General features: G+C 40.7%; 24 protein-coding genes. 11 read left to right on the top strand and 13 right to left on the bottom strand.

Translation table 11 applies throughout. The features are described from left to right. Positions 1-17 precede the first annotated feature (17 nt). Entirely contained in the window at positions 18-488 is a 471-nt protein-coding gene (locus tag WAE57_RS02565) for a spore coat U domain-containing protein (protein WP_337707933.1), read from the bottom strand. Between the two features lie 777 nt (positions 489-1,265). On the opposite strand from WAE57_RS02565, the gene WAE57_RS02570 reads away from it, so the two are divergent. After that, the gene (locus WAE57_RS02570) at positions 1,266-2,525 is read left to right on the top strand and encodes a transporter (RefSeq protein ID WP_337707935.1); all 1,260 of its coding nucleotides are present in this window, start codon (positions 1,266-1,268) and stop codon (positions 2,523-2,525) included. Between the two features lie 337 nt (positions 2,526-2,862). Continuing rightward, entirely contained in the window at positions 2,863-4,005 is a 1,143-nt protein-coding gene (locus WAE57_RS02575) for an outer membrane protein transport protein (protein WP_337707937.1), read from the top strand. A gap of 73 nt (positions 4,006-4,078) precedes the next feature. On the opposite strand, the gene thrH is transcribed toward WAE57_RS02575, so the two are convergent. Further along, a complete protein-coding gene (thrH, locus tag WAE57_RS02580; RefSeq protein ID WP_086174763.1) occupies positions 4,079-4,696 on the bottom strand; it encodes a bifunctional phosphoserine phosphatase/homoserine phosphotransferase ThrH in 618 nt (205 codons plus the stop codon). Between the two features lie 199 nt (positions 4,697-4,895). On the opposite strand from thrH, the gene WAE57_RS02585 reads away from it, so the two are divergent. Both WAE57_RS02585 and WAE57_RS02590 read left to right on the top strand, forming a co-directional pair. Continuing rightward, positions 4,896-5,627, top strand: coding sequence for a phosphoadenylyl-sulfate reductase (locus WAE57_RS02585; protein WP_086174764.1), 732 nt, complete (start codon positions 4,896-4,898; stop codon positions 5,625-5,627). A 164-nt stretch (positions 5,628-5,791) separates the two neighbouring features. Further along, entirely contained in the window at positions 5,792-7,177 is a 1,386-nt protein-coding gene (locus WAE57_RS02590) for a wax ester/triacylglycerol synthase family O-acyltransferase (protein ID WP_337707940.1), read from the top strand. Positions 7,178-7,254: 77 nt separating this feature from the next. Here WAE57_RS02590 and WAE57_RS02595 read toward each other — a convergent pair whose 3' ends face one another. From WAE57_RS02595 to WAE57_RS02620, 6 genes are all read right to left on the bottom strand, one after another. Next, complete coding sequence (locus tag WAE57_RS02595) at positions 7,255-7,425, bottom strand: PA1571 family protein (protein WP_337707942.1); 171 nt, start codon at positions 7,423-7,425, stop codon at positions 7,255-7,257. Between the two features lie 134 nt (positions 7,426-7,559). After that, entirely contained in the window at positions 7,560-9,014 is a 1,455-nt protein-coding gene (gene rng, locus WAE57_RS02600; RefSeq protein ID WP_337707944.1) for a ribonuclease G, read from the bottom strand. A gap of 41 nt (positions 9,015-9,055) precedes the next feature. Continuing rightward, positions 9,056-9,622: a Maf-like protein gene (locus tag WAE57_RS02605; RefSeq protein ID WP_337707947.1), complete on the bottom strand. Its 567-nt coding sequence runs from the start codon at positions 9,620-9,622 to the stop codon at positions 9,056-9,058. Further along, positions 9,610-10,101, bottom strand: a complete 492-nt coding sequence (mreD, locus tag WAE57_RS02610) for a rod shape-determining protein MreD (protein WP_337707949.1) — start codon at positions 10,099-10,101, stop codon at positions 9,610-9,612. The genes WAE57_RS02605 and mreD overlap by 13 nt, the downstream gene beginning before the upstream one ends. After that, positions 10,088-10,945 (bottom strand): rod shape-determining protein MreC, encoded by an 858-nt coding sequence (gene mreC / locus WAE57_RS02615; protein ID WP_086174770.1) that lies wholly within the window; start codon positions 10,943-10,945, stop codon positions 10,088-10,090. The genes mreD and mreC overlap by 14 nt, the downstream gene beginning before the upstream one ends. A 15-nt stretch (positions 10,946-10,960) precedes the next feature. Next, positions 10,961-12,007 (bottom strand): rod shape-determining protein, encoded by a 1,047-nt coding sequence (locus WAE57_RS02620; protein ID WP_086174771.1) that lies wholly within the window; start codon positions 12,005-12,007, stop codon positions 10,961-10,963. Between the two features lie 132 nt (positions 12,008-12,139). On the opposite strand from WAE57_RS02620, the gene gatC reads away from it, so the two are divergent. The 4 genes from gatC to WAE57_RS02640 all read left to right on the top strand — a co-directional run bounded on the left by gatC (position 12,140) and on the right by WAE57_RS02640 (position 16,821). Continuing rightward, positions 12,140-12,454, top strand: a complete 315-nt coding sequence (gene gatC / locus WAE57_RS02625; protein ID WP_086200346.1) for an Asp-tRNA(Asn)/Glu-tRNA(Gln) amidotransferase subunit GatC — start codon at positions 12,140-12,142, stop codon at positions 12,452-12,454. Between the two features lie 52 nt (positions 12,455-12,506). After that, a complete protein-coding gene (gene gatA, locus WAE57_RS02630; protein WP_337707956.1) occupies positions 12,507-13,985 on the top strand; it encodes an Asp-tRNA(Asn)/Glu-tRNA(Gln) amidotransferase subunit GatA in 1,479 nt (492 codons plus the stop codon). Next, positions 13,985-15,466, top strand: coding sequence for an Asp-tRNA(Asn)/Glu-tRNA(Gln) amidotransferase subunit GatB (gene gatB / locus WAE57_RS02635; protein ID WP_337707958.1), 1,482 nt, complete (start codon positions 13,985-13,987; stop codon positions 15,464-15,466). The genes gatA and gatB overlap by 1 nt, the downstream gene beginning before the upstream one ends. Positions 15,467-15,534: 68 nt before the next feature. After that, positions 15,535-16,821, top strand: coding sequence for a hypothetical protein (locus WAE57_RS02640; protein WP_337707960.1), 1,287 nt, complete (start codon positions 15,535-15,537; stop codon positions 16,819-16,821). A 203-nt stretch (positions 16,822-17,024) separates the two neighbouring features. On the opposite strand, the gene WAE57_RS02645 is transcribed toward WAE57_RS02640, so the two are convergent. Then, positions 17,025-17,543 carry a hypothetical protein gene (locus WAE57_RS02645; protein ID WP_337707962.1) on the bottom strand — a complete coding sequence of 173 codons (519 nt, stop codon included), beginning with the start codon at positions 17,541-17,543 and terminating at the stop codon, positions 17,025-17,027. A 233-nt stretch (positions 17,544-17,776) separates the two neighbouring features. Between WAE57_RS02645 and WAE57_RS02650 the strand changes: the two genes are divergently transcribed. Continuing rightward, on the top strand, positions 17,777-18,355 hold the full coding sequence (locus WAE57_RS02650; RefSeq protein WP_337707964.1) for a DJ-1/PfpI family protein: 579 nt from the start codon (positions 17,777-17,779) through the stop codon (positions 18,353-18,355). A 94-nt stretch (positions 18,356-18,449) separates the two neighbouring features. Here WAE57_RS02650 and WAE57_RS02655 read toward each other — a convergent pair whose 3' ends face one another. Next, positions 18,450-19,445, bottom strand: a complete 996-nt coding sequence (locus WAE57_RS02655) for a hypothetical protein (protein WP_337707966.1) — start codon at positions 19,443-19,445, stop codon at positions 18,450-18,452. Positions 19,446-19,867: 422 nt separating this feature from the next. Beyond that, on the bottom strand, positions 19,868-21,064 hold the full coding sequence (sbmA, locus tag WAE57_RS02660; protein WP_337707968.1) for a peptide antibiotic transporter SbmA: 1,197 nt from the start codon (positions 21,062-21,064) through the stop codon (positions 19,868-19,870). A gap of 616 nt (positions 21,065-21,680) precedes the next feature. On the opposite strand from sbmA, the gene WAE57_RS02665 reads away from it, so the two are divergent. Beyond that, positions 21,681-21,875 carry a hypothetical protein gene (locus WAE57_RS02665; protein ID WP_301435112.1) on the top strand — a complete coding sequence of 65 codons (195 nt, stop codon included), beginning with the start codon at positions 21,681-21,683 and terminating at the stop codon, positions 21,873-21,875. A 327-nt stretch (positions 21,876-22,202) separates the two neighbouring features. Here WAE57_RS02665 and WAE57_RS02670 read toward each other — a convergent pair whose 3' ends face one another. Both WAE57_RS02670 and WAE57_RS02675 read right to left on the bottom strand, forming a co-directional pair. Continuing rightward, positions 22,203-23,003, bottom strand: coding sequence for a hypothetical protein (locus WAE57_RS02670; RefSeq protein ID WP_337707971.1), 801 nt, complete (start codon positions 23,001-23,003; stop codon positions 22,203-22,205). A 271-nt stretch (positions 23,004-23,274) separates the two neighbouring features. Then, positions 23,275-24,081 (bottom strand): hypothetical protein, encoded by an 807-nt coding sequence (locus tag WAE57_RS02675; protein ID WP_337707973.1) that lies wholly within the window; start codon positions 24,079-24,081, stop codon positions 23,275-23,277. A gap of 310 nt (positions 24,082-24,391) precedes the next feature. On the opposite strand from WAE57_RS02675, the gene metG reads away from it, so the two are divergent. Continuing rightward, positions 24,392-26,449, top strand: a complete 2,058-nt coding sequence (gene metG / locus WAE57_RS02680; protein ID WP_337707976.1) for a methionine--tRNA ligase — start codon at positions 24,392-24,394, stop codon at positions 26,447-26,449. Positions 26,450-26,532: the final 83 nt, after the last annotated feature.

Below are 26,532 nucleotides of genomic sequence, written 5' to 3' on the forward strand. Positions count from 1 at the left end.
CTTATTTAACTTCTAAATTAATAGCTAATTCTGGCTGTCACTGTATCTATGTAATTACCGGCTTTGACGTTTGTATTGCCTTTAAGTTGTGCATAAACGGTTAAATTCTCGACTGAACCAGTACCGGTTTTTGCCACGGCCTGATCAACAGTTTTACCCCAAATTACCTGATTAGCAGAGTCCTGAAATAAATCATAAGCCACGACTGAGCTAGCATCATTCGTATTCGCCATTTCACGATTACTATCTAATACGATCTTATAAGGTGTGCCCATAGTGCACGTCGCTGCTAAGGTACCATTTGCAGTTTTAGTAGCTTGTGTTGAACGATCGAATGTTCCAAAATCAATACCAGATGCAGTACCAAATTCACATGATTCATTAATTGTTAGTTTCACTTCAAAAGTGGTGGTCTTTTCAACGGCATAAACTGAGCTTGCGCTTAAAATTGATGAAGCAAGAAGAGAAACATACAGAAAATTTTTCATGATAATTACCTTAGTATTAAGATTTACTTCACTCAAGAATCAATTAAAAGTATTCATAAGTAAGCTAAGCCGTGGAATATACGCTTGATTTATAGCCTCGTACATAACTTTTTTAAATAAAATTAACTACTTCACAGCAAATAAAGGCAATAAAACTACTCGGATTTCAAGTAAATCGGTATTTGTAGGCCAATTCAATAAGGTGACTTACATCTCAAATAATATGAATTACGTGAAATTTAATATGAATCCAACTTATAAATAATTAATATTTTAAGTGAGGAAAAAACTATTAGGAATACTGCTAAATAATATTGAATATTATTATCAATTAAGAATTTCTATACAATGAGATCTTTAATAGAGTACTCACGATTATTCTATTTTAGCTCGATATGCAAAAGTTGAGATCAAGGATACTTAAGGTCATAAATATAAAAACATGACTAAAATCACATAATAAAATTTTAATTTTCATATTGTTTTGGATATTTTTTAAACAAAAAAACTTTTTCATCTTATTATTTTATTACAATAAAAATCAATTATTTATATTCATAAATTTATAATTATTAGTATAAAAACTCTATTTAGCTGCTTTTTTAGACTGAATAGTTTTTTATAGAGCATTTACTCTTTTTTTTATTGTGCTATTTTTGTCACATGGAGTAACAAATGATAGTCGGTCAAAAAACCACTGTTACCAAAAATGAATACTGAGCCATAAATAACATAAAGCCGCAGTAAAAAAATTTGTACCTCAAGGAAAGACAAAGAATGAAATTAAAAACTCTTAGTACAGCAATAATTCTTGCAACCGTACCAATGACAGGCGTATTCGCAGCTGCTTTGGACCGTTCAGGTCAATCTATTTCAGCATTTCTACAACCTGGTAACTATTTCGAAGCGGGTATTTCTGTTTTAGATCCGAATGTATCCGGAAAAGCCAAACCAACTTCTGGGGGTGGCTCATTATCTGATATGGCCAGTGATTATTATTTTCCTTCAGCAGCCCTGAAGTTCCAGCCAACTGAAAAATTCTCGGTAGGTATTTTATATGACCATCCATTTGGGGCAGATGCTGCTTACTCAAGTTCAGATCCCTTAGTTGCAGCAGGTACTGGCTTATTCCATCTTAATGGCGAAAGTACAGAAGTAGAGGTTACTACACAAAATTTATCTTTCATTCTAGGCTTCCAACCTGTTGAAAATATTAATATTTATGGTGGTGCCGTTTATCAAATTGTAAAAGGTGATGTACAACTCCGTGGTGCAGCCTATGGTTCTGCAAATGCTTTAGGCAAATATAATGCTTCAATGAAAGAAGATTCTGCAGTTGGTTGGTTAGCAGGTTTTGCCTACCAGATTCCAGAGATTGCATTAAAAGCTTCTTTAACCTATCGATCAGAAATCGATCATGAATCGACGACTCGTGAATATGGTCAAAGTAATATTCTTGGTGTCGCATTGCCAGGTTCACCAGCAGCTTTACCTACCTATGACGTCCAAACCAATACAAAGATTACTACGCCACAATCTGTAAACCTTGACTTTCAAACAGGCATCATGGCAGATACAGTGGCTTTTGCTAATTTACGCTGGGTGAACTGGAAAGATTTTTCCATTCGTCCAGAACAATTTGGTAAAGTTTCTGAAAAATTAGGTGCTGCCGGTCAAACTCCTGATAATCCGAATGGCTTTGACTTGGTCGCTTATACAGATGATCAAATCTCAGCAACCGTTGGTGTTGGTCGTAAAGTGAATGATCAGTGGGCAGGAAATGTATCCGTAGGTTATGATACTGGTGCTGGTAATCCAGTATCTACACTTGGTCCAACTGAAGGTTACTGGAATGTAGGTTTAGGTTTACAATTCAGCCCAGCACCAAACTACTTCATCGCAGGTGGTATAAAATACTTTATGCTAGGTGATGCTAAGGCTCAACCAGCATCTATGTTCGGAACAAGTAAAGCGATTGCAGACTTCAAAGATAATGATGCATGGGCTTACGGTCTTAAAATTGGTTACCGCTTCTAATTTTATTGAGCTAAACAGTAAAGACCATTGTTCGCAATGGTCTTTTTCTACACTTTCAAATTAAGATTGATCAACTATTCAAATTGATACATGACTATATGTTTGTAATTTAAACAACCAGTTACTCTCCACAAAATCCATGAATTTAAATTAATTACTCTAATTTTTCATATAAAAATCATTAATATACAACTGTTTATTAGTATTTTTACTCTATTCAAGTCATTTCATTGGATTCATCAGTTCATTTCTTAAACGGTACTAAATATTTACTCTTTTTTTATTTATGTTACTTTTCCATGACTTTTAGTTACAAAATGGCATCACGGAAAGAACTATGAAGCTCAACACCTTATCTATGGCTATCTTTATTAGCACTCTTCCACTTACTTCAGTAATTGCGGGTGGTTTAGACCGTTCAGGCCAATCAATTTCTGCTTTTTTACAGCCAGGAAATTATGCTGAAGCAGGTTTTACAGTTATTGATCCAACTGTAGAAGGTAAAGACATTGTTGGAAATCAAGTCAGCGATATGGGTGATGACTATTATTTCCCTACTGCAGCTGTGAAAATTCAAGCAACAGATCAAATTTCATTAGGTCTATTATATGATCAACCTTATGGTGCTGATGCGACATATGCTGTGGAAAACAGTGTATTTGCGGATAAAACAGTAAATCAAGGTACGCGTGTAGAAGTTAAAACCAATAATGTAACAGCATTAATAGGCTATCAACCGAATAAAAACTGGAATTTCTACGCAGGCCCTGTCTATCAAACCGTTGAAGGTAAAGTTTCTTTACGTGGTGCAGCTTATGGTGGCCCAGCGGCTTTAGGCGGCTATGACATTAACTTTAAAGAAGCGGAAGCCTATGGTTGGCTTGCGGGTGCAGCTTACTCCATTCCTGAAATCGCATTAAAAGCTGCAGTAACATATCGTTCCGAAATCAAACATGAATTAAATACAACCGAAAGCTTTGCTTTTGGCAAACTAAGTGGCTTGCAAAGTGAAACAGAAGTGGTCACACCGCAATCTGTAAATTTGGATTTGCAGTCAGGTATTGCTAAAAATACTTTAGCATTTGCAAATATTCGCTGGGTGCAATGGGATCAATTTGCGGTAGCGCCTAAAAATTTACATGCAAAATCTGGTGGCAAGAATTTAATTGATTACTCGGATGACCAATGGTCTATTACTACGGGTATTTCTCGAAAAATCAATGACAAATGGGCTGGCACAGCTTCTGTAGGCTGGGATTCTGGCGCAGGCAACCCTGTAACCACTTTAGGTCCTGTTGAAGGAAACTGGAATGTGGGTCTAGGTGCTCAGTATAGTCCAGCAGAAAGCTACTTTATCGCAGCTGGCGTAAAATATCTTTGGTTAGGTGATGCGAAAGCACAAACTGGCGGCAATGTGGTCGGTGATTTTGAAGACAACACAGCACTTGCCTATGGTATGAAAATCGGTTACCGCTTCTAATTGCGTTAAACATTAGGACTAAACAAGAAAGGGCGCCATTAGCGCCCTTTTCTTATTTCAAAGATTTAGGATCTTAAGCTGGAATATCACGTACAGAAGCATTACGAATCGCCTCTTTCAATGCTTCATAACCGTGAATAGCTGGAAATTGCGGGAACTCAGCAATCACATTTTCAGGCGCATCAAACAAGAAGCCATGATCTGCTTCGCCCAACATGGTGGTGTCATTATATGAATCACCTGCAGCAATCACACGGAAGTTCAAACCATGCAGGGCTTTAACTGCCTGACGCTTTTGATCTGGCTGGCGCAGTTTATACGCAGAGATCATGCCATTTTCATCCGTTTCTAACTTGTGACAGAAAATGGTTGGCCAGTCCAATTGCTTCATTAACGGATGAGCAAATTCATAGAAGGTATCTGAAAGAATAATCAACTGGAAATGCGTACTCACCCATTTCACAAATTCTTTAGCACCCGGGAAAGGTCCCATATCTGCAATCACATCCTGAATATCATTCAAGCCTAAACCGTGCTCTTTTAAAATATTCAGGCGCTGCGTCATCAACACATCGTAGTCTGGAATGTCACGTGTAGTGGCTTCCAATGCTTTAATTCCAGTTTTTTTGGCAAAGTTAATCCAAATTTCTGGAACTAACACACCCTCAAGATCAAGACATACGATTTCCATGGGTTCTCCCAATGTGAGTGAAAAAATTTTGTGCTATCATAGCTTAAAAACTGATATTTCAGGTGCTGTTTTTCAAATCTATTTTATTCATAAGTATTTATTTTTTAGTGCTAAGCAGATTATTTCAATTCTATTAAAATCGTTGTGAAATAAATTAATATAGGTTTTTAAGTATCCAAGCCTATAGCCAGGAACTGTCATGACTACCATCCCTACCATTGACCTTGTGGATGCACTTGCATCTGAATATGCCGATAAATCTCCCAGTGAGATTCTGGAACTTGCATTAAGCCAGCAAGGCGAAATTGCCATTTCATTTTCAGGTGCTGAAGATGTCGTTTTGATTGATATGGCCTCCCATCTGGGTAAGCCCTTCCGTGTCTTTAGTTTAGATACCGGCCGCTTACATGCAGAAACTTACCAATTTATCGATACTGTCCGTAAACACTACAATATTGAGATCGAAATTTGCTTCCCAGAAACAGAAACAATGCAAAAACTGGTCACTGAAAAAGGTTTCTTTAGCTTCTATCAAGATGGGCATAAAGAATGTTGCGGAATTCGTAAAGTTCAGCCCTTACGTAAAAAACTGGCTACGCTGGATGGTTGGATTACCGGTCAGCGTAAAGATCAAAGTCCGGGTACTCGGAATGAAATTCCCGTAGTTCAGGCAGATGCCGGTTTTTCAGGTCCAGGAAAACAACTCATTAAATATAACCCCTTAGCTAACTGGTCAAGCGCCGACGTGTGGAACTATATCCGCATGATGGAAATTCCATATAATCCTTTGCATGAACGTGGTTTTATTTCGATTGGCTGTGAACCTTGCACCCGCCCTGTATTGCCAAATCAGCATGAACGTGAAGGTCGCTGGTGGTGGGAAGAAGCTACCCATAAAGAATGCGGATTGCACGCAGGAAATTTAAAATAATTTTAAAAAAAACCACTGTTATTCAGTGGTTTTTTTAACTTATCATTACACAGAAAGCAGTTCTTTTCTTTTTGAAAAAAGATATACTAAAAAACGGTTTTTATAATTCTAACAAGCCTGTTCATATAAGAACAGCCAAAAATTGCAGTGAGGCATTCCGCGCTATGCGTCCATTACACCCAATTGATTTTATTTTTTTGTCGCTAGAAAAACGGCAACAACCGATGCATGTCGGTGGACTGTTTCTATTTCAAATTCCTGACAATGCACCTGACACATTCATTCAAGATCTCGTTGCTGATATTCGTAAATCCAAGTGTCTTCCTGTTGCGCCTTTTAATAATAAACTCAATGGCCTATTTTGGGACGAAGACCAGGAATTTGATTTAGACCATCATTTCCGTCACATCGCGCTTCCGCATCCAGGTCGAATCCGTGAATTACTCACTTATATTTCACAAGAGCATAGCGCACTGCTTGATCGTGCTAAACCACTGTGGACCTGTAATATTATTGAAGGTATTGAAGGCAATCGCTTTGCCATGTACTTTAAAATTCACCATGCGATGGTTGATGGTATTGCCGGCATGCGTTTAGTCGAAAAATCACTATCCTATGATCCTGAAGCCAAGAGTATTGTTCCTCTCTGGTGTGTCGAAGGTCCTCGTGCTAAACGATTAAAAGAACCAAAAGCAAGCCGTATAAAGAAAATCATGGGAGCAGTAAAATCACAATTTGAAGCTACCCCTAAAGTTATGTATGAACTATCGCAAACCATCTGCAAAGATATGGGGCGCAATCCGGACTATGTTTCCAGCTTCCAGGCACCCAGCAGTATTTTAAATCAGCGAGTCAGTTCATCACGCCGTTTTGCCGCACAATCCTTTGAATTGGGCCGTTTAAGTAAAATCGCAAAAGCACTCGGTGTCACCATCAATGATGTAGTCTTGGCCATCTGTTCTGGCGCGCTGCGTGAATATTTGCTCAGTCATGACGCATTGCCGAAAAAACCGCTGATTGCTATGGTTCCTGCTTCAATTCGTGATGATGATTCTGAAGTTTCAAATCGTATTACCATGATTTTGGCTAATCTGGGTACGCATAAAGATACCCCATTAGAACGCCTGCAAATTATTCGCCGTAGTGTATTAAATGCCAAGCAGCGGTTCAAACGCATGAATTCAAATCAAATTTTAAACTATAGCGCGCTGGTTTACGGTGCAGCGGGTTTAAATATTGTCTCGGGAATGATGCCAAAACGCCAAGCGTTCAATATTGTGATTTCTAATGTGCCGGGGCCACGCGAACCGCTATACTGGAATGGTGCGAAACTGGATGCACTCTACCCGGCTTCAATTGTACTGGATGGACAGGCGCTGAATATTACCATGACTAGCTATCTGGATAAACTGGAAGTGGGTTTAACCGGTTGTCGCAATGCCTTACCGAAGATGCAAAACTTGCTCACACATCTGGAAGATGAAATTCAGTGCTTTGAAGAGATTGTGGGGCAAGATACTCCGCCAAAAAAGTTAAAAGCGGTGAGTTAACCGCAGCTTCAAAAGAGTGAAGAGTAAATTAATAAAGGAGCCTTTCAAAGGCTCCTTTATTTTTTACTTATACGAGATTAATTCTTGATTGCACGACATTGATTTAATAGTTGATGGCAAACTGAATGAATCATGGCAGCTGTAATTTGAACTTCTTTACCCTGCTCATTCACAATATAAGCACTGTGAGCTGGTTTATTTTCTAAAACATTCAAACTTTTTTTAATAATTGCTTTGCTCATACTCATGTCATACCTCTTTTTTGCTAAGCCAAAACTGGGAGATTTTGGCTTTGGCTACTGTGTATGACTAGTATTCAAAATTACACTTAAAAAGTAAAATTTCAGATGTAACAAGTGTTTAACGATATTCTGTTACAATTTCAACTCAGAATGATATCGTATTGCTCTTGCGTATACAGATTTTCCACCTGAAATTTGATGACACGCCCTATAAAGTGCTCTAAATCGGCCACTGCAGGTGCTTCCGCTGTTAACAATCGGTCAATCACCAAAGGATGTGCAACCACGGTAAAACCACTTTTACTTTCAAAAGCACGTGCATATCTTAAAATTTCGCGAAAAATTTCGTAACACACCGTCTCTGCCGTTTTCACATAGCCCCGCCCCTGACAAGTAGGGCACGATTCACATAATAAGTGCTCTAAAGATTCACGGGTACGTTTTCGGGTCATTTCAACCAGCCCCAACTCCGAAACCTGGGTGATTTTGGTTTTGGCATGATCACGTTCCAGCATACGCTCAAACTGACTCATCACTTCTTCACGATGCTGGGCTTCCTGCATATCAATGAAGTCAATAATGATAATGCCGCCCAAATTACGTAAGCGCAGCTGACGGGCAATGACCTGAGTCGCTTCCATATTGGTTTTAAATACGGTGTCTTCTAAGGTTCGACCGCCGACATAGGAACCGGTATTCACATCAATGGTGGTCATCGCTTCAGTCTGGTCGATCATCAGATAGCCGCCTGACTTCAACGCTACCCGTGTTTGCAGCGCCTTCTGAATATCTTCTTCGACATTATATAAATCGAAAATTGGACGTTCACCCGGATAGTGAACCAACCGGTCTTGCATACTCGGTACAAACTCAAGCACAAATTCTTGTAACTTGGCATGTATTTCACGTGAATCTACGGAGATTTTGGCGGTATCTTCATTGGCCAAGTCACGAATGACCCGCTGAGGCAGCGGCAATTCTTCAAAAATCAGAGACGGCACGGCAATGCTTTGTTGCTTGCGCTGAATAAATTCCCACAGCTTGGCCAAATACGCCATATCTTGTGCAATTTCAGATTCAGGAATCCCCTCTGCTGCAGTACGAACAATAACGCTGCCGGGTAATTTATGTTCAGTTTGAATCCGTTCGATCATTGAACGTAGTCGATCACGTTCCTGTTCAGATTCTATGCGTTGTGATACACCGATATGATGACCATAAGGCATCAGTACCAGATAACGTGAAGGAATGGAAAGATCGGTACTAAGACGCGCCCCTTTGGTCCCCAGCATATCTTTCATCACTTGCACGGTGAGAATCTGACCGGGTTGCAGCAGTTCAAAAACATTGGGAGTGGGTTGATTGCGTGGCCAGACCATATCGTTGATATGCAGAAAAGCAGTGCGAGAAAGCCCGATATCGACAAAAGCAGCCTGCATGCCCGGCAGTACACGCACCACTTTGCCTTTATAAATATTGCCTACCAATCCACGCTTAACTGTACGCTCAACAAATAATTCATTGACCGTGCCGTTCTGGATTAAGGCCACACGACATTCCATAGGTGTGACGTTAATCAACAACTCGTCAGACATAATAAAACTCAAAACATTATAAAAATTCTTTTTGGGGCCAGTTAATTTAGTGCCTTAACTGCCTGTAATAACTGTACGGTTTCATGTAAAGGCAAGCCCACGACATTGCTATAACTGCCTTCTATACGGGGAATATAACGCGATGCGATACCTTGAATGGCATAACCACCCGCTTTGCCTATCGGTTCCCCTGTGGCCCAATAATCTTCCATATCATTGAGACTTAATTTTTGAAACTCAACCTGCGTTCGTACCACTATACTTGATTTTTCTGTACTTGTACGTACGCAAACACCTGAAAATACATCATGTTTACGACCTGAAATACGTTGCCACATTTCAAAGGCATGTTGTTTAGATTCAGGTTTACCTAAAATCTGACCATCCACCCCTAAACTGGTGTCAGCGGCGATGACGATGGCATCTGGAAATTGCTCCAGAACCACTTGTGCCTTGCTACAGGCTAAACGCTCGACATAAGCGGCAACATCTTCCCCTGCAAGAATAGATTCATCGACATCCGGACTAAAGATCTCGAAATCCAAACCCAACTGTTGCAGGAGTTCCCGACGGCGCGGAGAACTCGAAGCCAGAATTAAATGCGCCATTTTTTCAGCATAAAATACATGATCGGGAAAACCAGCAGACTAGTCAATAAAGGCTGCCAGTGTCTGGCAATAGAGAACTGCAAGCCACCCATAATTTGCAAAACCCAGGTCAAAAATAGATGTGCCAGCACCGCCAAGAAACTAATCACCCAAAGATTACCAAAGGTCAAGATGCGTCGTTCACGGGTTAAAAACCTGACAATAAAGGTGATCAACACAAAACTTAGCGCATTCATGCCTAAAGGGGCATCAACCAGCAGATCGGTAAAAATTCCGGTGGCAAAAGCAAACCAGATTCCGCACCATGTTGGCTGACACATCACCCAAAACAGCATGAGCAGCAACATGAATAAGGGACGTGCACCTGAGATAGCATAAGACAATGGATAAACCATCAGCACGGAACAGAGAATGACTGAAACAATAATGGCAATGAGAGGATCACGTTTTTGTTCAGCACGTAATTTAGCGAGTGGCATGCGGCTGCTCCATCGCTAATGAATCAGAAAAAAGCACGACCACATGATGTCCACCTGCCAATTGCGCGGCTGGAACCACCTCAATCTGGGCAAATTCACCTGTATTATGCCGGTTGACTTTGGACACTGTGCCAACCAGATAACCCGCTGGGAAATGTGCGCCTAAACCTGAGCTATACACTTTTTCGCCGACCTTGACATTGGCACTGGTCGGAACATATTCCATCTTCAAATGACCTAAATCACCTGTCCCCGATACAATGGCACGCATCCCGGTATATTCTAGACGTACAGAGAGAGAGTGTTCTTTGTCGGACAACAACATAATCCGGCTACTATGCGAATTGACATTAATGATCTGCCCCATAATCCCCTTATCGTCCAGCACGGTCTGACCGACCTTGAGCTGACTGCTGGAACCACGGTTAATCACAATAATATGTCTTAAAGGATCTGCATCGGTACCGATCACTTCTGCAATTTCCATGCGTCCATCAATAATCAAAGGCGTATCCAGCAGCCCTCTTAGACGGGTATTTTCAGCAGAAAGTTCAGATAATTTTTGCAGACGAACCTGAGCCTGTAACAGCTCGGCTTGCATCGCGGTATTTTCACGACGTAACTGGGCTTCAGACTTGGTTTGTTGATTGAGCCATTCTCGCGATAACACCGGATAACTTGCAGCCGCATAAATCGGATTATATGCCGCATACAAGACATCACGTGCGGGCTGAATCACATGGGGCATGCGCCAGTTAAAAAACAGCACAACCAGACATGTGATGACCGCAATGATAAATGAGCGAAAAGATGGCGGTTGTCGAGAAAACAGTTGTGTTTGCACCGCCCGGTCCTTAACTTAACCTACAAAGAGCATGTCGTGATTTGGATTGTCGAAGAATTCCAGAACTTTACCACCGCCACGAGTGACGCAAGTCAACGGATCTTCAGCCACAACCACAGGTAAACCCGTCTCTTGTGCAAGTAGCTTGTCAAGGTTGCGAAGTAATGCACCACCACCGGTCAGCACAATGCCACGTTCTGCAATGTCGGAAGATAGTTCAGGTGGAGTTTGTTCAAGGGCAGATTTCACCGCAGATACAATATTTTGTAATGGATCAGAAATCGCTTGGGCAATTTCAACCGAAGTTACGGTAATTGCACGAGGCACACCTTCAGCAAGGTTACGACCACGAACTTCGATTTCGAGTATTGGAGCACCTTCATCCGGCAATGCCATACCCACTTCTTTTTTAATCACTTCAGCCGTGGTTTCACCAATCACACAGCCATGCGCTTTACGTACGTAGTTAATGATCTGTTCATCAAATACATCACCGCCAATACGTAGCGAGTCTGCGTATACGCAACCCTGTAATGAAATGATTGCGATTTCAGTGGTACCACCACCTACATCGACCACCATCGATCCACATGCCTGTTCTACCGGCATACCGGCACCAATTGCAGCAGCCATCGGCTCTTCAATTAAGCGGACATCGCGTGCGCCAGCATTAAACACGGCTTCACGAATGGCACGGCGCTCAACCAGCGTTGATTTACACGGTACACATACCACAACACGCGGTGCAGGCGGGAACAAACGCTTTTCATGTACTTTACCAATAAATTGGTTCAACATGGTTTCGGTCACTTCGAAATCGGCAATCACGCCATCTTTCATCGGGCGAATTGCAGAGATATTTGCAGGAGTACGACCAAGCATTTGTTTAGCATCAAGACCAACAGCGGCAACGATTTTTTGTGAACCACTGTGACGAATTGCCACAACCGTCGGCTCATTTAATATAATGCCTCGTCCTGGTGCATAAATAAGTGTATTTGCTGTACCTAAATCAATGGCTAGATCGGGCGAAAACAAGCCAATTAGTCTTTTTAGAATCACGGAGACGTTCTCGATTAAACTTTATGTGGACGCAAGGTGGCAACTTTAACTAAATGTGATGATTTGAACAAGTCAATCGCTTATTATAACGCACGATATTTTGAATTTTTTTAATACTGATTAGGTAATATTATGTCTACATCGGATGCTCAGCATTCTGCAGATTTAAATGCAAAAACAGTTTCAGCAATCGCACATCTGGCTCGATTGTCGCTAAATGATACGCAATCTGCTGAATATGCTCAAAGTCTAAATAAAATTTTAGGCATGATGGAAACCTTAAAAGGCATTAACACTGAAGGTGTTGAGCCGCTTAAAAGTCCATTTGACAATCCACAGCCCTTACGTGAAGACGTGGTTTCTGAAGAAAATCATCGTGAAGAATATCAAGCTGTTGCACCTGCAACCCAAGATGGCTTGTACCTTGTTCCTCGCGTGATTGAGTAATTTTTATTCAGTTAAATCATTTTATTAAATTAAACGTAAAGAAATATTTCTCATGACAGATTTACATCGCTTATCGATTCGTGAACTTTCCGAGGGTTTGGCTGAGGCTAAATTTTCGTCTCGCGAATTAACAGAACATTATTTAAAACGCATTGAAAAAATCGATGCTCAAGTACAATCTTATGTCACTGTCACGCCTGAACAAGCGCTGGCTCAAGCCGATGCGGCTGATGCAGCCATTAAAGCAGGTCATGCAACCGCTTTAACCGGTGTGCCAATTGCGCATAAAGATATTTTCTGTACCCAAGGCATCAAAACCACTGCCGGTTCTAAAATGCTGGACAATTTTATCTCTCCTTACGACGCCACCGTTGTAGCGAAAGCTAAAGCTGCGGGCTTAGTCACTCTTGGTAAAGTGAACATGGACGAATTCGCCATGGGTTCTACTTCCGAGTCATCTTACTTTGGTGCAACCAAAAACCCTTGGGCACTAGATCACGTTCCGGGCGGTTCTTCAGGCGGTTCTGCTGCCGCTGTAGCTGCTGACTTGGCTCCCTTTGCAACCGGTACTGACACTGGCGGTTCAATTCGCCAACCTGCTTCATTCTGTGGCCTTACAGGTCTTAAACCGACCTACGGTCGTGTATCGCGTTTTGGTATGATCGCGTACGCATCGTCACTGGACCAAGGTGGCCCGATGGCACGTTCGGCTGAAGACTGTGCTTACTTGATGAACGTGATGGCAGGTCATGATGCAAAAGACTCAACCTCTGTTCAAAAAGATGTTGATGACTATGTTGCAAACCTGAACGGGACTTCGGTAAAAGGTTTACGCATTGGTATTCCTAAACAGTACTTCAATGTTCAAGGTTTAGATGCCGACGTAAAAGCACGCGTTGAAGAATCATTGAAAAAACTGGAAGAAATGGGTGCAACGTTGGTTGAGATTGACCTCAACATGACGGCAAGCTACGTTCCAACGTATTACCTGATTGCCCCTGCTGAAGCATCTTCTAACCTGTCACGTTTTGACGGTGTACGTTATGGCTACCGCTGTGAAAACCCAGTGGACTTGATGGACTTATACAAACGTTCACGTTCAGAAGGTTTCGGCCCTGAAGTGCAGCGTCGTATCCTGATTGGCACATATGCGTTATCCGCTGGATACTACGATGCCTACTATGTGAAAGCACAGAAAGTGCGTCGTCTGATCCAGCAAGACTTCTTGAAAGCATTCGAAAATGTCGATGTGATTGCTGCGCCTTCTGCGCCGACGACTGCATATAGAATCGGTGCGAATCTTTCGCCTGTTGAAATGTACTTAGGTGACATCTACACCATCGCGGTGAACTTGGCAGGTCTTCCTGCGATTAACGCGCCTGTTGGTTTTGACAAAGACAATTTACCGGTTGGCTTACAGCTGATTGGTAACTACTGGTCAGAATCTCAATTGTTGTCTGTGATCCATCAGTATCAACAAGCGACTGATTGGCATACGAAACGCGCTGCAATTGCTGAGGAGAATGCATAATGGCTCAAGCTCAAAAATCTGCTAAACCAAAATCTAACCTGATTGATGGTTGGGAAATTGTTATTGGTATCGAGATTCACACTCAGCTTGCAACCAATACCAAAATTTTCTCGGGTTCATCGACAGTTTTTGGTAATGATCCAAATACACAAGCAAGCTTAGTTGACCTCGCAATGCCGGGCGTATTGCCTGTATTGAACAAGGAAGTGGTTGATCTTGCAATTCGTTTTGGTTTGGGTATCGATGCGTACATCGACCAGGCTTCTGTATTTGCACGTAAAAACTATTTCTACCCGGATTCTCCAAAAGGCTACCAGATTAGTCAGATGGATAACCCGATTGTGGGCTTGGGTCATATCGACATTCAGCTTGAAGATGGCACTGTAAAACGCATTGGCGTGACCCGTGCGCATCTTGAGGAAGATGCAGGTAAATCGATTCATGACCAGTTCGAAGGCATGTCAGGTATCGACTTGAACCGTGCTGGCACACCGCTGCTTGAAATCGTATCTGAACCGGATATGCGTTCGGTTGAAGAAGCAGTTGCCTATATTAAAGCGATTCACACCCTTGTGCGTTGGTTAGGCATTTCTGACGGTAACATGGCGGAAGGTTCATTCCGCTGTGACTGTAACGTATCGTTACGTCGTCCAGGTCAACCGTTCGGTACACGTTGTGAACTTAAAAACCTCAACTCATTCCGTTTCATTGAACAAGCGATCAATGTTGAAATTGAACGTCAAATGGAAATCCTGGAATGGGACGGCACCATCGACCAGGAAACCCGTTTGTTCGACCCTGTGAAAATGGAAACCCGTTCAATGCGTTCTAAAGAAGAAGCGAACGATTACCGCTACTTCCCAGATCCTGACTTGTTGCCTGTAATTATCGCAGATGAACAGATTGAAGCGGCTCGTGCTGCACTTCCTGAGTTGCCTAAAGCGCGTCGTGAGCGTTTTGTGGCGGACTTTGGTGTAACTGAATACGATGCTCACGTATTGACGCTTACACGTGAATTGTCAGACTTCTATGAGGCTGTTGTGGCTGCTGCGGGCGGTGCTGCGCAAGGTAAAATTGCGGCAAACTGGGTGATGGGCGAATTCTCAGGCGCTTTAAACAAAGCCGGCTTAGATTTGGCTGATTCTCCTGTATCTGCTGAGAAACTTGGCGGCATGATCGCGCGTATTGTGGACAACACCATTAGCGGTAAGATTGCGAAACAGGTGTTTGGCTTTATGTGGGAAGAAGGCAAAACTGCTGACGAGATTATTGCTGAAAAAGGCTTGAAACAGGAAACTGATACAGGCGCAATTGAAGCAATTATTAAGGAAGTGCTTGCTGCCAACGAGAAGATGGTTGAAGAGTATAAATCTGGTAAAGAGAAAGCTTTCAACGGTTTGGTTGGTCAAGTGATGAAAGCGTCTAAGGGTAAGGCTAACCCTGCACAAGTAAATGAATTGATGAAGAAATTGATTGGTTGATAATTGACTAATTAGTTGTTTTCATGAGATAAAACCTCGCTTAGTGCGGGGTTTTTATTGGACAAAATATGCAATCAGAGAAATACATAAGAAAAAAGTTTAGTCGATTAAGAAATCTGATACATGACCCTGAAATGTATGGAAAGGTAAGTGGTCAACTCATATTAGGAGGTATCGCATCATATGTTTTCACAAGTGAAGCTAAAACAGAATGGGAAAGCTTTTTAATAGAAATACTTAATAAAAAAGAACTCATCAATTATGTTTCTTTAAAAAAGATAGATGAATTATTAAAACCACATTTAGAAGTTTTTTTAGTAAATCAATCGATCAACATAGAAGAGCTAAATCAAAATATAGCAGACCTACTCAAATATAAATCTCGTAAGAATCATCATTACTTTATAGTTTCGGGTTTAATTCCTATTGGAATATATAGGTTTGCAAATATTAAGATAGGAAAATTTGAAGATACATGTAAATTAGAAAAAATTTCATTTTCTGAGAAAATTAAAAATACATATAAACAAATTTTAGAGTACAACACCTCCAAAGGATTAATTAGAAATTTAAAAATTTACGACAATGAAATAAATAAAGAACTTAAAAAGTTTGAAGATCAAATTGTATTAGAAGTCGAAAATTTCGGTGATCAATATATTTCAAAAGAAAAAAGTATAAAGGATGCAGACCATTTTATTAACGAACTTATTTTTTTAAGAAGCCTTTGTAGCAATTTAAAATTCCAAATTGGATTAAACACAGCATTACCCGAAAAAGAACTTAGACCACTTCATCTAAATTATGAAAATTTATCCTTAACCATTCCAAGCAAAGAATTTACTTTCGATAGTCTCTTAGATTTTACATGCAAAAATGACCCACAACTAAATATAGCTATTCCATTTAGAGATCTAAGTTTCCCACTATTATCATCAAAATTTGATAAAGATGATCTACTAGATAAAATACGCTTAGCAATTGATTGGTATGCATCATCATACAAGTCGAATGATAGTAGAGAGAGTTTTCTTTTTTGTGCAATAGGCATGGAAGTTCTTTTTTCAAAAGAAAAGGATACTATTTCTAAAAACTTATCTGAAAACACTGCTTTTTTAATCGCGAAAAAAGATGTTAAGAGTAGGAAATATATATTTCAAAAAATGAAAGAATTATATAAAAAAAGATCTGGTATTGCGCATGGGGACAACGCAAATATTGAAGAAACTGACTTAACACAAATCCGTTATTATCTATCCTATTCTATTATCACAATAATTAGAAAAATTCAGAAAGATGACTTCTATTCATTTCAAGATTTTTCTAATTTCTTAGAAGAACAGAAATTTGGATAAATATATGACCATCAAAAAAGTATCCTCTATTACCAAACTCGAAGACTTAGGGCGCATTCAGCTTTCAAAGTCTTTCTTTATGCGTGACTTTTAGAATCCCTCTAAATCTCCCTTTAAAAAAGGGAGACTTTGTCATGTGATTAATTTGATACGCGTGGTTCCCTCTCCTTTATTAAAGGAGAGGGCTAGGGAGAGGATTTAAACTAACGAATCAGACCCAACTTATTCCATACATCCGGCGTCAAAAACGTCATCACCAATTTATTTAAATCGACATAACGCAGCACACCTTTCAATTGGTTATTCACTTCTGGATTGTTAATGATCTCTTCTCCTGTGATGCTGCCTAACTCCTGAAAACTGTCCCCCACCGCCTGCAAACCTTCGGCCTGAATCACAGCTTTGGTCTGGCTCGAGCATTGCTCCACCAGTATGCGCTGTAACACTTGTGCCAGATTTTTATCCAGCTGGGTTCTCTGCTCTTCATTCACATTACTAAATTTCTTCAATTCCGGATGTGCAGATAACGCCACAAAGGTCCACTGCAACACCGTTGTTTTATCTGCTGCCGTGGTGGATTTCAGCAGACAGTTACTCAACTGTTCTACCGTTGGCCCCGCCATTACGACTTGTGTTGTTCCCATGACCGCAGTTGCCATCAAAATAGAACACCCTATTCGATTAAAGCGATGACTCAAGGTGGCAAAAATAGAGTAAAACATAAAGCGAACTTCCATTCTGAACTGCTGTCTTTTTATCATAAATTACCGGATACAGCCTGTTATAGCTGTGTAAAATCGAACTTCTTTTCAGCTTGTCTATCCACCTGATGATTTGAACGGTTTGTGGCTTCGACTAAAGAAAGCCACCCCATCTTTAAAAATGACATCTGCTTATGCTATGGTGAATGAAAATAAAACTTTATATAAATCATATCCAAACAGAGGGAAAAATCATGGCTAAACAAATCTTGATGCTGGTGGGCGACTATGCCGAAGACTACGAAACCATGGTGCCATTCCAGTTTTTAACTGGTCTGGGCTATACCGTACATGCAGTCTGTCCGGATAAAAAAGCCGGTGACAGCATCGCCACCGCGATTCATGACTTTGAAGGCGAACAAACCTATAGTGAAAAGCGTGGTCATAACTTTGCCATCAATTATGACTTCGACTCGGTCAATACTGGGGATTATGTGGGTCTGGTCATTCCGGGTGGACGTGCACCTGAATACTTGCGCATGAATGAACGTGTAGTGGAAATTGTGCGTGAATTTGATGCTGTTCAAAAACCGATTGCAGCCGTATGTCACGGTGCACAACTGCTTGCAGCAGCCGATGTGCTAAAAGGTAAAACCTGTTCTGCTTACCCTGCATGTGCAGCGGAAGTTAAGCTTGCAGGTGGTTTATATGCCGATATCGCAGTCACTGAAGCAGTCACCGACGGACATCTGGTGACTGCACCGGCTTGGCCTGCACACCCTGCTTGGATGGCACAGTTTGTGAAAGCATTAGGCGCAACGATTAACCTGTAATACTGACACGTTAAAATTTGAAAATTTCGACATTCATGTTCCATCCATGATGATGATGGAACATGACGCTGATGAAGATGAGCAAAATAGCTTTTTACTTCATCTGCCTAAGCATATTTTTTGCCCCACTGTGATTATAGTTCACGGCTAAATTTTGCAAGACTCGCGTTGCTTGGGCTTTAGAATTAGAAAAGCGGTTGCTATAGCTGGGTACACTGGTTAAGCAGCGTGCGACCAGCATCCCAGATTCAGTATAGACCCGGGTTCCCTCAGTTCCTTGCAACTTGCCATAGTTATAAGCCCGCTGGGCATTATTACAGGCAGAGATCTGATTTTTACCACTATTTAAATCACGACGTGCAGCGACGTAAAATTTCATCTGTTGCTGTTGCGGGCTTTCCACCACTTTTACTGGCTGTGCTGTTGGCAATTCAGCTGTAGGCTTGGGCTCTTTTTTCACCTCAGTGTCTTTTTTAAGCTCCTGCTCTTTTTGAGAGGTCGATTTATTCAGCACTTTTTTATTGTTCTGCTCACTGGCAGTAGATTTTTTTTCAGCTGTATTCGAAGTAACAACCATATTTTTATAGAAGCGTTTTGCTTCATCAGCCGACATCAGTCTGGTTTGCAAACTGACCACCCGTGCATTGCTTCCATCACCTGATTTATGTTCTGAAACCGGCTCAATCGAAACAATCCAGCTGTGTCCATTACTTTGCACACACTTATAGGCGCCTATGCCCTGTTTGACATTGCCAGATGCCAAAAGCAGCTTTTTATCCAACTGATTCTTCACCAGTGATAGGCTACTTTTATATAACAGACTAAACTTGCCATTTTTGGCAGAACAGTAATTGTTTAAATATTTTCTTGGATATAAAGATTGAGGTTCTTGGTCATTCTGATTTGATCCCCACGAATAGACATATTCTTTCGCCTGCCCATTGGGTTGGTTGATATTTTTTTGAGCAATCATTTCCTGTGGTGAGGCAAAATTTTTAACAGAATTGTCTGAGCTTGAACCATTAAAACTCGTACAGCCGTGTAAAGCGATGCCTACCCCACCAATCAAGATGAATGTTTTGAAATTCACGTATTAATGCTCACTGATGTTGTAACTGAAAAATATATGAAAATTGGGAAAATCACAAATACAGTACTTTGATTTTATTATTAATTCTCTTAAACGAAAATGAGGTGTTTTTGCATAAAAAATGGTAAATAACTGCCAATTTCTTAAAAGTTTTAACCTTAAAATCTGAACCGGATAACATTTTTTAACCATATTAAAACTTTTTATGATTGGTGAAGCTTCAGTAATTCATGAAGCTATTCGACAATTTCTATCACGAACCGATGAAAATTTATCCTAGCTTTCATGCGTAGATCGCTAGTTCATTCAAATATGCTTAGATTCATCTGGTCGCGTACATCTCGATATTTTTTATAAACCTAAAATAAAACGCCATAAAAAACCCGCATGATGCGGGTTTGATTGCTGAATTTAAATCTTCATTACTTATGCAAAGTCGATTCAAATGCTCTTAAACGCTTATAAATCGAAAGCAATTCGATAATAGTCGGCCAAGATTCGATTAAATACTGGAATGACTCGCGCACCTTACCAAATACATTCGCGATCTGCATCATGAGGCCCAGTGTAATCGCCCCTGCGGCAATACTTGGGAACAGCACAAATAAACCATACAGATTATCCAGCTGCATGTACCAGATCCGTACCATGTTGAAATAGGCATAATGGAAATACAGTCGGAAATAGTTAAAACGAACCCGACTAAATAACTCTTTTAAGGTCAGCGGATCGGCACGGTCAGCATAATCTTCACCATAGACCAATTCTTTACGGTAAGCAGCTTCAACCTTCTGGTTATTAAATTCCAGACCCGGCAATTTATAACCGACGACCATCAACACCACGGTACCCAATACCGCCCAACTGATCGCCGCCCAAACCAGCGCATAAGGAATTTCACCCACCACAGGCAGCTGTTTCACATGCGATGACAACTGGAGTAACACTGGCAAAAATGCCATCAGCGTCATTAAGGCTTGAATAAAACTCACCCCCAAACTCTCGGTGGTTTTGGCAAAACGCATGGTATCTTCCTGAATACGCTGCGATGCCCCTTCAATATAACGTAACTGTTCCCAATGAGCCGTGTAATAGTCATTCATGGCAGTACGCCAGCGGAATACATAATGACTGACAAAAAACAGGTTAAACACGGCAATGGTCACATACACCATTGCCACATACAGGAAAGTTAAGGTTTCGTTGTAAAGTAAATTGACATCGCCGCCACCACTGCTCAGCATTTTCTGAATCAGGTCATAAAACGGGCTGTACCAGGCATTGACCACCACATTTACCTGTACGGCAAACCAGATATTAAACAGAATAAAAGCCGAGCCCCAGACCGACCAGCCTTGCCATGGATTGCTGGATTTAAACCGCCAGAACAGGGCAAAAATAACGGTTGAGATCAGGAACCACAGATAAAACCATAAAAATGAAGGTGCCCAAAAGCGACTTACGCCAATAGGTAATTCCGCCGAGGCATAGCCAGGTGCAAAGCCCAAAAAGGTTCCCCAAGTATTGCCACCGGAATACCACAAGGCAATATTGATGACAAACCACAGCACCAATGACGAAAAGAACCACTTCGGGTTCGGAAAAAAAGATTTAAACATTAGCTAGAGCTATTCCTTTATTTTTAGTTTCAAACTTGCCGATCCACCACAACCCAGCCCATTTAAGCTGGATGGATGAAGCGGCTATTATTCTAGTCTTTTCATCTTTGTAGCAACTTATACACTGTTTGTGAAATGTTTTTTCAGGTGAAATCATTTTCCTTGAGTAACCCTTCAATAAGCCAGTTGTATTGTTTATTCAGCCTTTGATGAAGTTTTTGTCATTTCAATTTGGCTTAAAGTTCTGGAGAACTCTCATTCAACACAGCACTTTTGTAATCGTTATTCTGAACATTACAGCATTTGCCACAATCGAAAATGTTATGCTCAAATGACTTTTAGTCAAATCTTGACCCAGCTTAGATCGGATAAATTAAAATGTTCTTAAAAATGACCAAACAGTGAAATCCGTATAAATTTTAGGGAAATATTAAAAAACAAAAGATAAATCAAAATATAAATTTTAATCTCCTCTCATTTTTTATTCAGTATATAAATTACACGATAAATTTGATTCGTTTGTTTTTGATTTAATTCGCAAAAATGATAAAATTGGTTAAATATCTAGCAATTTATGATATTATTAACCTAATTTCTAACGTACAGGGGAAGTAACATGGAAAAATTAGTCATCGAATTATTAAAACCAGTAACCTTGCAAAAAGAGAACTGCGATCCTCTCGTTTTTGAACAAGGGACTATTTTAAAAGTCGTTATGCACACACCGACTAGTCTGCTTGTATCAGACGATTCAGACTTCAATTTCACTGTTTCTTTGCAAGATGAAAATAAAGTTTGGCGTGAACTCTAATTTCATTAGATTTTTCTAGTGATTAAAACGCGTAATTTAGAGACCTCAACTTGAGTATGACTTCCCCGCAAACTCAAGTTTGAGAATTCTGATGCGCCCGCAATAATAGATAAAATAAAAATAACATTTGGCTCACATCAAAGCATTTAAATAACCTGCATGAAATTAAAAATTCCTTTTAAAGCCTCTGCTGCTGATCAAAGCGATAAAAAATAGATAGATTCTTTATTCATTTTAAATGTAAAAATTCCATCTATTTCTCGTCTATTCACGATTAAGCCAACTTAAATAAAATCCATTTAACCCTATGATGATGAATGAATTTTATTAGTATTTAAGCGTACTCATAAAACTTAACGCTGAAAACAGCCAGATAAACAGCACAAAGCTGCGTTCCTGATTGAAATGATTCAGGTCCGTACCATGCAGAATGTTATGCCGGGTCATGCTCACGGTTGAACTGCTGTCCATCTTATAAGCTGCAAGCTCGGCAAAATAGCGATTCAATTCTGCTGCAATTTTTGCTTTATGCCATAAGCTTTTAATTTCATTTCCCTTTAAACCCGGAACAATTTTATAAACATCAACAAACTTGGTTCCACTGTGCTTTAAAAAGCCAGCCTCTATCAGTACATCGGTCAAGATCCCTTCAAGTTGTGCATACAACATCGGGATACAACCCGCATAAAAACCTAATTTATATAACTTGAATGCTTCCAGAAGCACGAGACGATGCTGCGTTTTATGTTCACCAATTTCAAGTGCATCAAAGGCTTTTAGCATTTGGGTTTGAAAATCTTCGCTATTAATCACATCAAGCAAATTGAACTCGGACCTATCTTCAAATTGATGTACTGCTTGCCAGAAATAGATCAGGTTTAAAGCATCGTTGGCAACCTTGACTTCTACCGGCTGATCCAGCTCATCGGCAAGCACATCAAAATACGGTTCTGACTGCGCCAATTTACGTAAGGTCTTAATTAGAAAACCATGTTCGCCTGCCGAAATCCCGTCCAGATACTGCTCCGCTTCCTTCAAGATTTGATTACCAAGTTGCGGTTTATTATGCTGATTTTGCTGAATACGCGTTACAGGTTGGTCATAATCAAAATCATCTTCGTCAATCATGGTCTTTACTCTTGGCACATTGCTTTAAGTGGCTATTATCACAGGTATTCAATACAGCATATAGCGCTAGAAGATAAATACTATGACAAATGACTGAATCCCAATCGAGATTCACTTGATGTCATAAACACTGAATAATAGTTCGCCTGATTTAGACATTGCAAAATGCAGATGGCCCATGTTTTGAGGGTATCGGGACGATCTTAAATTTTTCGGACTTTCTAGCCCCTTCAATCATGCTCTGATTGAAGGAGCTTTTAAGTTGAAAGCATTATTTATGATTTTTATTTTGGTCAGACTTGTTTGGCTCAGATTGATCGGTTTTATCTTGATCCTTTTTGGAGGCATCTTTGTCATTGCTCTGATCTGAGTTCTGGCCTTTGTCCTTATTGTCCTTGGACGAAGAATCCTGATCGTGCTTTTTCGACTCACTTGACTGAGATTGATCTTCTCCTTTCATTTTACTCATTGTGTCAGTCGCCATCTGTCTCAGCTCACCCAGTTTGACACTGGCTTCACTCACTAACTCGGTAATCTTCTGTTTGGTGTCTTCAAACTTATGCAGAGCCTCATCTTTTAAATGTGCCATACGATCCTGCTGATCTGACTGATTTGCCGATCTATCTTCAGATTTATGATCGGTTTTAGCCTGTTTAGTGTCACCAGAACCTTGTGCACCATTTTGCTGACTGTCTGACTTGCCATTTTTTAGCTCATTCAGAATCTTTTCGCCTTTTTTCAGTAGTTCCTCACCAATGGCGATTGCCTTCGCTTTTAAGTCATCCATCTTAATGGTTTCAGTTTTTTTATCTGAGTTGCCTGACTGAGCTTCTTTAGAATTATCAGAATGATCTTTTTGGTCTGTATGTTGATCATTTGGCTGAGCACTTTGCTTAGCTTCAGACTGTTCATCAGTATTGCTGTTCTGGGCTTCTAGATCTTCCTGATAGGCTTGATTATGCTGTTTATCGATCTGGTTCTGCTTTTGCTCTTTTTCGATTTGATCATTCTGTTCTCGTGCATGTTGTTCTTTATCTTGGTTCTGCTTCGAAATACTTGTCTGGTTATTCTGAGTCATGCGTACCCTCCTGAGGTGTCATGGAAATTATCAGACAATTTTTTTAGCACAAAGCATGCAACGAAGTAGGTGAATTAAGTAAACTGCAACAAAGGCTGTACATGTTGTTGCTATTGAGTGCAGGAAGTAGCGCTAACGTAACTCGATCAATTGTTTAATCGTCGCTCATCAGATGATATCGAATTTTGTATTTGAATATTCAGGCCGCTTTATTGGTTGCGCTTCAGCTAAAGCATTTCTTTGTAATCCCCTCTGCATCATGTAAAATTATGGCCCATTGCATAATGAATACGAATGAGAGAGTGAATCCGTGCGTAAAATCCTAGTCACCAATGCCCTTCCTTACGCCAATGGCCCGATCCATATGGGTCACCTACTCGGTTATATCCAGGCAGATATCTGGGTTCGTGCCATGCGTGCAATGGGTCATAGTGTGACTTATGTATGTGCGGATGATGCTCACGGTACAGCAATCATGCTGCGTGCTGAAGCCAACGGTATTGCACCGGAACAACAGATTGCCAATGTGCAAAAAGAACATATCCGTGACTTCGATGGTTTCGGCGTGCATTTTGACCATTATGACTCGACCAACAGCGATGCCAACAAGGCACGCTCGGAAGAGATCTACATTAAAAACCGTGAAGCAGGCAATATTGCAGTTCGCCCTGTGACTCAATTGTTCGACCCGGAAAAAGGTATGTTCCTGTCTGACCGTTTCATTAAAGGCACATGCCCGAAATGTAAAGCGGAAGATCAATACGGCGATTCATGCGAAGTTTGCGGTACAACCTATAACGCAACTGAATTATTAAATCCAAAATCGACTTTAAGCGGTGCAGCGCCTGTAGAAAAATCTTCAGATCATTACTTCTTTAAACTGCCTAACTTTGCTGAATACTTGCAAAAATGGACCCGTGACGAAGGTCGTTTACCAGTTTCTATTGCGAACAAGTTAGATGAATGGTTCGACAATGGCTTAAACGATTGGGATATTTCACGTGATGCGCCATATTTTGGTTTTGAAATTCCAGATGCACCGAACAAATATTTCTACGTTTGGGTTGATGCGCCAATTGGCTATATGTCGAGTTTTGAAAATTACATCAAGACCAAACGTCCTGACCTAAGCTTTGATGATTACTGGAAAAAAGATTCTAAAAATGAGGTCTATCACTTCATTGGTAAAGACATCGTTTATTTCCACGCATTGTTCTGGCCCGCAATGCTCGAAGGTGCAAATTACCGCACGCCATCAGGCTTATTTGTGAATGGTTTCCTGACTGTAAATGGTCAGAAGATGTCGAAATCTCGCGGTACCTTCATTAAAGCTGAAACTTACCTACAGCATTTGAACCCTGAATACCTACGTTACTACTTCGCGTCTAAACTTTCTGACAAAGTTGAAGATTCAGACTTGAACCTGGATGACTTTGTACAAAAAGTGAATTCAGACCTTGTGGGTAAAGTGGTCAACATCGCAAGTCGTTGTGCAAAATTTATCAATACCAAATTTGACAACAAGTTAAGTGCAACGTGTGCAGAGCCTGAACTGGTGCAAAGCTTTATTGATGCGGGTGCTTCAATTGCGTCTCAATATGAAGCGCGTGAATTCTCTGCTGCGATTCGTGAAATCATGGCGCTTGCAGACAAAGCCAACCAGTACATTGATGAGAAAAAGCCTTGGGCACTGGCGAAAGTTGAAGGCGAAGAACAACAAGTTCATGACGTATGTTCTGTAGGTATCAACCTGTTCCGTCAATTGGCAGTGTACCTGGCTCCAGTGCTGCCAACATTGGCTGCACAAGTTCAAGACTTCTTGAAATTGGCATCTTTCGACTTTGCTTCTCGTACAGAAATTTTAACTGCTCATGAAATTGCATTGTTCCAACCACTCATGCAGCGTGTAGACCCTAAAGCTGTTGCGACTATGGTTGACGAATCTAAAGATTCTTTAGCTGCGCCTGCTACTCCAGCCAAAGCTGAGAAGAAAAAAGAGAAAGCCAAAGAGAAGAAAGCTGAACCTAAAGTCGGTGAAGCTGAAATCATCGGTATCGAAGACTTTATGAAAGTTGACCTACGTGTGGCTGAAGTTCTTGAAGCGGCTACGGTTGAAGGTTCTGACAAGCTGCTTCAATTGACTTTAAATGTCGGTGAAGCTGAGCCACGTAACGTATTTAGCGGTATTCGTGAGTTTTATCAACCTGAAGACTTAAAAGGAAAACTGGTAGTGATGGTTGCGAACCTTGCACCACGTAAGATGCGTTTTGGTATCTCGAATGGTATGGTACTTGCGGCGGGTAATGGCGAAGGTGTTTGGGTGATTTCACCTGAAACTGGTGCTAAACCGGGTGATAAAGTGTCTTAAGATTTAAAATCTAAGATCAAAAAAAGCCTCTACTGATGTAGGGGCTTTTTTATGCTTATAAGTTCCCTCTCCTTTTGTAAAGG

The sequence above is a fragment of the Acinetobacter sp. NS-4 genome, assembly GCF_037402435.1.
In the GTDB taxonomy this organism is placed as follows: domain Bacteria; phylum Pseudomonadota; class Gammaproteobacteria; order Pseudomonadales; family Moraxellaceae; genus Acinetobacter.

Bases quoted from the DNA above. Each gene is read 5' to 3' on its own strand.
- WAE57_RS02565 (WP_337707933.1), bottom strand. From the start codon at position 488: ATGAAAAATTTTCTGTATGTTTCTCTTCTTGCTTCATCAATTTTAAGC.
- WAE57_RS02570 (WP_337707935.1), top strand. From the start codon at position 1,266: ATGAAATTAAAAACTCTTAGTACAGCAATAATTCTTGCAACCGTACCA.
- WAE57_RS02575 (WP_337707937.1), top strand. From the start codon at position 2,863: ATGAAGCTCAACACCTTATCTATGGCTATCTTTATTAGCACTCTTCCA.
- thrH (WP_086174763.1), bottom strand. From the start codon at position 4,696: ATGGAAATCGTATGTCTTGATCTTGAGGGTGTGTTAGTTCCAGAAATT.
- WAE57_RS02585 (WP_086174764.1), top strand. From the start codon at position 4,896: ATGACTACCATCCCTACCATTGACCTTGTGGATGCACTTGCATCTGAA.
- WAE57_RS02590 (WP_337707940.1), top strand. From the start codon at position 5,792: ATGCGTCCATTACACCCAATTGATTTTATTTTTTTGTCGCTAGAAAAA.
- WAE57_RS02595 (WP_337707942.1), bottom strand. From the start codon at position 7,425: ATGAGTATGAGCAAAGCAATTATTAAAAAAAGTTTGAATGTTTTAGAA.
- rng (WP_337707944.1), bottom strand. From the start codon at position 9,014: ATGTCTGACGAGTTGTTGATTAACGTCACACCTATGGAATGTCGTGTG.
- WAE57_RS02605 (WP_337707947.1), bottom strand. From the start codon at position 9,622: ATGGCGCATTTAATTCTGGCTTCGAGTTCTCCGCGCCGTCGGGAACTC.
- mreD (WP_337707949.1), bottom strand. From the start codon at position 10,101: ATGCCACTCGCTAAATTACGTGCTGAACAAAAACGTGATCCTCTCATT.
- gatC (WP_086200346.1), top strand. From the start codon at position 12,140: ATGTCTACATCGGATGCTCAGCATTCTGCAGATTTAAATGCAAAAACA.
- gatA (WP_337707956.1), top strand. From the start codon at position 12,507: ATGACAGATTTACATCGCTTATCGATTCGTGAACTTTCCGAGGGTTTG.
- gatB (WP_337707958.1), top strand. From the start codon at position 13,985: ATGGCTCAAGCTCAAAAATCTGCTAAACCAAAATCTAACCTGATTGAT.
- WAE57_RS02640 (WP_337707960.1), top strand. From the start codon at position 15,535: ATGCAATCAGAGAAATACATAAGAAAAAAGTTTAGTCGATTAAGAAAT.
- WAE57_RS02645 (WP_337707962.1), bottom strand. From the start codon at position 17,543: ATGTTTTACTCTATTTTTGCCACCTTGAGTCATCGCTTTAATCGAATA.
- WAE57_RS02650 (WP_337707964.1), top strand. From the start codon at position 17,777: ATGGCTAAACAAATCTTGATGCTGGTGGGCGACTATGCCGAAGACTAC.
- sbmA (WP_337707968.1), bottom strand. From the start codon at position 21,064: ATGTTTAAATCTTTTTTTCCGAACCCGAAGTGGTTCTTTTCGTCATTG.
- WAE57_RS02665 (WP_301435112.1), top strand. From the start codon at position 21,681: ATGGAAAAATTAGTCATCGAATTATTAAAACCAGTAACCTTGCAAAAA.
- WAE57_RS02670 (WP_337707971.1), bottom strand. From the start codon at position 23,003: ATGATTGACGAAGATGATTTTGATTATGACCAACCTGTAACGCGTATT.
- WAE57_RS02675 (WP_337707973.1), bottom strand. From the start codon at position 24,081: ATGACTCAGAATAACCAGACAAGTATTTCGAAGCAGAACCAAGATAAA.